Annotated in this window: 5 protein-coding genes; all 5 read left to right on the plus strand. The window is 60.5% G+C overall.

The genetic code is table 11. The features are described from left to right. Positions 1-870 precede the first annotated feature (870 nt). Positions 871-2,307 carry a sensor histidine kinase gene (locus tag HMPREF3138_RS06985; protein ID WP_038874219.1) on the plus strand — a complete coding sequence of 479 codons (1,437 nt, stop codon included), beginning with the start codon at positions 871-873 and terminating at the stop codon, positions 2,305-2,307. A 3-nt stretch (positions 2,308-2,310) separates the two neighbouring features. Beyond that, a complete protein-coding gene (gene qseG / locus HMPREF3138_RS06990) occupies positions 2,311-3,183 on the plus strand; it encodes a two-component system QseEF-associated lipoprotein QseG (protein ID WP_047730860.1) in 873 nt (290 codons plus the stop codon). Next, entirely contained in the window at positions 3,180-4,520 is a 1,341-nt protein-coding gene (gene glrR, locus HMPREF3138_RS06995) for a two-component system response regulator GlrR (protein WP_025303931.1), read from the plus strand. Before qseG ends, glrR begins: the two co-directional genes overlap by 4 nt. Before the next feature lie 131 nt (positions 4,521-4,651). Further along, positions 4,652-6,274 (plus strand): NAD+ synthase, encoded by a 1,623-nt coding sequence (locus HMPREF3138_RS07000; RefSeq protein ID WP_070558880.1) that lies wholly within the window; start codon positions 4,652-4,654, stop codon positions 6,272-6,274. An 11-nt stretch (positions 6,275-6,285) separates the two neighbouring features. Next, positions 6,286-6,624: a nitrogen regulatory protein P-II gene (glnB, locus tag HMPREF3138_RS07005; RefSeq protein WP_004847623.1), complete on the plus strand. Its 339-nt coding sequence runs from the start codon at positions 6,286-6,288 to the stop codon at positions 6,622-6,624. Positions 6,625-6,694 lie beyond the last annotated feature (70 nt).

Here is a 6,694-nt window from a genome sequence, read left to right on the forward strand (position 1 = left end):
GTTCACGCTAAAGCGCGATGAACCTTTTTTATGGCCGAGGTTCGGCGATTGGCGGCAGTGTCTGCATTTTGCGACAGGCGCTATTTTTCGTGTCGCCAAATGGAGACATTTAACTTTTTGATTTTATTGGCCATAAGTGGGTTTGGCTTTGGTTGTCTGCATTTGGCGACAGCGCGGCGTTTTTTTCATCGCTCATCGGGGCGTGATGCGCAAAGAAATTTGCTGATATGGTTTTATTTTTCAATAAAATCATATTGTTATTATTTTTATTGCAAAGTTGGCACGCAACGTGCATTATTCTCGTCGGTTGCTCATTCAACTTTTTATGACGGCGCCGTAAATAGACGGCAAATCGCCTCATAAGCCTCCGAATGATGCCAAAGAAATGGTGCCTATCGTCCAACCAAACCGATAACAGACCGTGCAAACGGCTTTATCAAGCATCGGGCGACACGTGGAGTGAGGCACCGCCTGTATCCAACTGTGATGAAGGGTTCATCAATCCTGGATACTTACGGATGCTATTCGTCCTGTTCGATGCCAGCCGCTGCGCTACATCACCCTGGGGACGAGACTTAAGGGCATCCACACTTTCCTTGCGTTGGGGCAAGTTTCTTGCCCCGATGTCATTTATCAACGCTGCGCTTATTCCCGTTTCGTTGCCTATGCCCTCGAACGCAGACGCTTTCCCCACACTCTTGCTTTCACACCGGTTGATGTTACCGAGGCCGCATGCCGTCGGCAGGCCAGGCCTATGGGCGCGGTTCACCGAACCCGCAGCTTTTTCCTTGTGCGTTCAGGATTCTCCCTTGCCGGGCTTTTCTCTTTCCGGCGAGTCAGTTAGCATCGTGACAGAGCTGAGAGAATGAGATGATTTCGTTGAAAAAATGGCGTTTATTCCCCCGTTCGCTGCGGCAATTGGTGCTGCTGGCGTTCCTGTTGGTGCTGTTGCCGCTGCTGGTGCTGGCCTATCAGGCCTACCAGAGTCTGGATCACCTCAGCGCGCAGGCAGCAGACATCAACCGCACCACGCTGGTGGACGCGCGGCGCAGCGAGGCGATGACCAGCGTGGCGCTGGAGATGGAGCGCAGCTATCGCCAGTACTGTGTGCTGGTCGATCCTACGCTGCAGAAGCTGTACCAGAACCAGCGCAAGCAGTATTCGCAGATGCTGGACGCCCACGCGCCGATCCTGCCGGACGAGCGCTACTACCAAACGCTGCGCCAGTTGCTGACCCAGCTGGCGGCGATCAAATGCCATAACAGCGGGCCGGACCAAGAGGCTTCCGCCTTGCTCGAGTCGTTCTCCCGTTCCAACGCCGAAATGGTGCAGGCCACGCGCGCGGTGGTGTTCTCGCGCGGCCAGCAGCTGCAGCAGGCCATCGCCGAGCGCGGCCAGTTCTTCGGCTGGCAGGCGCTGCTGCTGTTCCTGGTCAGCGTGCTGCTGGTGGTGCTGTTCACCCGCATGATCATCGGGCCGGTCAAGGCCGTGGAGCGGATGATCAACCGCCTGGGAGAAGGGCGCGCGCTGGGCAGCACCGCGTCGTTCAAGGGGCCGCGCGAGCTGCGTTCGCTGGCGCAGCGCATCATCTGGCTGAGCGAGCGGCTGGCGTGGCTGGAGTCGCAGCGCCACGAGTTTTTGCGCCATATTTCGCACGAGCTGAAAACGCCGTTGGCCAGCATGCGTGAAGGCACCGAACTGCTGGCCGACGAGGTGGCGGGGCCGCTGACTTCCGATCAGAAAGAGGTGGTGGCGATCCTCGACAACAGCAGCCGCCATCTGCAGCAGCTGATTGAACAGCTGTTGGATTACAACCGCAAATTGGCCGATGGCCCGGCGGAACACGAGAACGTCGAGCTGCGCGACATGGTCGATTTGGTGGTCGCCGCGCACAGTTTGCCGGCGCGGGCGAAGATGATTTCCACCGAAATTACGCTGGAGGCGGAAATCTGCTGGGCAGAGCCTACGCTATTAATGCGCGTGCTGGATAATCTCTACTCCAATGCGGTGCACTACGGCAAGGAATCCGGTAACATTTGGATCCGCAGCCGTCAGGTTGGACAACGGGTGCAAATCGACGTCGCCAATAGCGGCACGCCGATCCCCGAGGCTGAAAGAGCCATGATTTTCGAGCCTTTTTTCCAGGGTAGTCACCAGCGAAAAGGGGCGGTAAAAGGAAGCGGACTGGGGTTGAGCATCGCTCAGGACTGTATCCGTCGCATGCGCGGTGAGCTGCAACTGGCGACGGTCGCCGGTGCAGACGTCTGCTTCCGCATTGAACTGCCGTTAACCGCCGAGAATGAATAAATAATGTACACATGGTCTAAACGCCTTCGTCTTTCACAGACCGAACGTTCACCGCGTGCCACGCACAGAGCGCCGCTCGGCAAACGCCCGATCAGCTGGTTGGGTGCCGTCTTCTTTATGCCGCTGTTGCTGGCGGGCTGCGTCGATCGCGCCGTCAGCGGTGGCCTGAACCCTCAGCAGCAAGAGGCGATCCCGGATACCAAGGTGATTGATTACCGCACCGCGGCTTGCGATACCCTGTGGCAGTTGGACGACAAGGACGCGCTGGATAACGCGCTCTACTGGCTGCGCGCGATGGACTGCGCCGATCGTATCGGCTCGACCCAGGCGCGCGCGCTGGCGAAAACGGTGCCTGGCGACAGCTGGTCCGGCGTTTTCAAACAGAGCATCCTGCTGGGCAGCGCACAGCCGACCTCCGGCGAACGCCGCCAGATCATCGACAGGATCAACAGCTATCGGATGGAATTTCCCGGTTCACTGCGTCCGCTGACGCAGCTGTGGCGCCAGCAGCAATTGCTGCAGATCACGCTGTTCGATGAGAAAGCACGCTATCAGCATCTGCAGGAGAGCAGCGACAGCCAGATCGATTCGCTGCGCCAGAGCCAGGCGCGTCTGCAATCGCAGCTGCAGGACACCTCGCGCAAGCTGGAGAACCTGACCGATATCGAGCGCCAGCTCTCTTCGCGCAAGCAGCTGCAAGGGGAAATCCCGGACAACAGCGCAGGCTCGCAAAAGGGCGAATCCGCCGGTAAAAACGGCGCGGCCGCCAAAGGGGCTGAATCGCAGGACGAACCGGAAAAAGGCACCGCGCTGCCGGTTGAACCGGAAGACACCTATACGCCGCACCCTGCCAATAAGGAGTCCCACGCGCAATGACCGCACGCAAACCGGCCAATTTGCTCTTGGTTGACGACGATCCCAGCCTGCTGAAGCTGCTGGGCATGCGTCTGACCAGCGAAGGTTTTCACGTCACCACCGCCGAAAGCGGCCAGGAAGCGCTGCGCCTGCTGGCGCGCGAACAGATCGATCTGGTGATCAGCGATCTGCGTATGGACGAGATGGACGGCATGGCGCTGTTCGCCGAGATCCAAAAGCATCAGCCGGGCATGCCGGTGATCATCCTCACCGCGCACGGTTCGATTCCCGATGCGGTGGCCGCCACCCAGCAGGGGGTGTTCAGCTTCCTCACCAAACCGGTGGATCGCGATGCGCTGTATAAGGCCATCGACGAGGCGCTCGCGCTGTCGGCCACCCCGGCCGGCGACGAGGCCTGGCGCGAAGACATCGTCACCCGCAGCCCGCTGATGCTGCGCCTGCTGGAGCAGGTGAAAATGGTGGCGCAGTCCGACGTCAGCGTCTTGATCAACGGCCAGAGCGGCACCGGTAAAGAGGTGGTGGCGCAGGCGATCCACGCGGCCAGCCCGCGCGCCGGCAAGGCGTTCATCGCCATCAACTGCGGCGCGCTGCCGGAGCAGCTGCTGGAGTCCGAACTGTTCGGCCATGCCAAGGGCGCCTTTACCGGCGCGGTCAGCAGCCGCGAAGGGCTGTTCCAGGCGGCAGCGGGCGGCACGCTGTTCCTCGACGAGATCGGCGATATGCCGCTGTCGCTGCAGGTGAAGTTGCTGCGCGTGCTGCAAGAGCGCAAGGTGCGGCCGCTGGGCAGCAACCGCGATCTGGACATTGACGTGCGCATCATCTCCGCCACCCACCGCGATCTGCAAAAGGCGATGGCGAAGAACGAGTTCCGCGAGGATCTCTACTACCGCCTCAACGTGGTGAACCTGAAGATCCCGGCGCTCAACGAACGCGCCGAAGATATCCCGCTATTGGCCAATCACCTGTTGCGCGAAGCGGCTCAGCGGCACAAGCCGTTCGTGCGCAGCTTCTCGACCGACGCCATGAAGCGGCTGATGACCGCCAGCTGGCCGGGCAACGTGCGTCAGCTGGTCAACGTCATCGAGCAGTGCGTGGCGCTGACTTCGGCACCGGTGATCAGCGAAGCGCTGGTGGAGCAGGCGCTGGAAGGGGAAAACACCGCGCTGCCGACCTTCGCCGAAGCGCGCAACCAGTTCGAGTTGCACTACCTGCGCAAGCTGCTGCAGATCACCAAGGGCAACGTGACCCAGGCCGCGCGCATGGCGGGCCGCAACCGCACCGAGTTTTACAAATTGCTGTCGCGCCACGAACTGGACGCCAACGATTTTAAAGAATGACAGTTTGCCGCCGGCGCCTGCCACGCAGGTTCTCAACAAATCCGGCGGAATGATTTACACTCCGTTCTCTTTTGCCGCGGCGCGCCCCGGCGTAGAGCACCATGGAACGTATTAAGCGGGATCGTACACAAATGAGCAGATCACTTTCCATCGCCCTGGCCCAGCTGAACCTGCTGGTCGGCGACATTGAAGGCAACACCGAACGCATGTTGCAAATCGTGCAGGAGCAGCAGAAGGCGGGAGCCGATCTGGTCATGTTCAGCGAACTGGCGCTGTCCGGCTACCCGCCCGAAGATCTGCTGTATCGCAATGACTTCTATCAGCGCTGCGACGCGCAGCTGCTGCGCCTGCAGCAGGCCTCCGCCGAGACGGCGATCCTGGTCGGCCACCCGTGGCGCGAAGGCGACAAGCTGTATAACGCGCTGTCGCTGTTTGCCGAAGGCCGCCTGCTGACCCGCTACTTCAAGCAGCAGCTGCCGAACTACGGCGTGTTCGATGAGAAGCGCTATTTCCACGCCGGCAACGACACCTGCGTGGTGGACCTGAAAGGCTACCGTCTGGGTCTGCTGATTTGCGAAGATCTGTGGTTCCCTGAGCCGATCGACGCCGCCAAGGCCGCCGGCGCGGAAATTATCTTGTCGATCAACGCCTCGCCGTATAACCGCGAAAAGCCGTATATCCGCAAAACGCTGATGGCCGGCCACTGCCAGCGCCCCCAGCTGCCGCTGGTGTACCTCAATCAGGTCGGCGGCCAGGATGAGCTGATCTTCGACGGCTGCTCCAAGGTATTCGACGCCGCCGGCACCATGACTCACCGTCTGGCGGCCTTCGACGAGCAGGTGACTCGTCTGGAATTCAACGAGCTGGCCGTGGTGCCGATGGCCGATCCGGCCGCTGAGCTGCCGCAGCTGGCGCAGGTGTACCAGGCGCTGGTGTTGGCGGTGCGCGACTACGTGACCAAAAACGGCTTTAAAGGCGCGGTGCTGGGCCTGTCCGGCGGCATTGACTCGGCGCTGACGCTGGCGATCGCCGTGGATGCGCTGGGCAAAGACAAGGTGCAGGCGCTGATGATGCCGTTCCGCTATACCGCAGATATCAGCATCGCCGACGCCAAGGAAGAGGCGGAAATCCTCGGCGTGGAGTTCGATATCGTCTCCATCGAACCGATGTTCGACGCCTTTATGGGCCAGCTGTCGCCGATGTTCGCCGGCACCGAGCGCGACACCACCGAAGAAAACCTGCAGGCGCGTTGCCGCGGGGTGGTGCTGATGGCGCTGTCCAACAAACGCCGCAGCATCGTGCTGACCACCGGCAACAAGAGCGAAATGGCGGTGGGTTACGCCACGCTGTACGGCGATATGGCCGGCGGTTTCGACGTGCTGAAGGACGTGCCGAAAACGCTGGTGTTCAAGCTGTCCGAATACCGTAACACCGTCTCCTACGTGATCCCGCAGCGGGTGATCGATCGTCCGCCGTCCGCCGAGCTGGCGCCGGATCAGGTCGATCAGGACAGCCTGCCGCCGTACGATATCCTGGACGCGATCCTGGAAGGCTACGTTGAGCGCGACAAGTCGGTTGCCGATCTGGTGGCCGAAGGGTTCGACGAAGCGATCGTGCGCAAGGTGATCCGCCTGGTGGACATCAACGAATACAAGCGGCGTCAGGCGGCCGTCGGGCCGCGTATCACCGCCCGTAACTTCGGCAAAGACCGCCGCTACCCCATCACATCCGGTTTTGGCCGCAAAAATTGGTAAAAGGAAAGAAGATGAAAAAGATCGACGCGATTATCAAGCCGTTCAAACTGGATGACGTCCGCGAAGCGCTGGCCGAAGTGGGCATCACCGGTATGACGGTCACCGAAGTGAAAGGCTTCGGCCGCCAGAAGGGCCACACCGAGCTGTACCGCGGTGCCGAGTACATGGTCGACTTTTTGCCTAAGGTGAAGATCGAGATCGTGGTTGCCGACGATATCGTCGACACCTGCGTGGAAACCATCATGCAAACCGCGCAGACCGGCAAGATCGGCGACGGCAAAATCTTCGTCTTCGACGTGGCGCGCGTGGTGCGCATCCGTACCGGCGAGCAGGACGAAGAAGCGATCTGATCCTCCGCAGGATCATCGGCTATTCAGGGCGCAGCGTGTGAACTGCGCCCCATAAGTTGGACGATGTAAA

It is taken from the genome of Serratia sp. HMSC15F11 (genome assembly GCF_001808215.1).
In the GTDB taxonomy this organism is placed as follows: Bacteria; Pseudomonadota; Gammaproteobacteria; order Enterobacterales; family Enterobacteriaceae; genus Serratia; species Serratia nevei.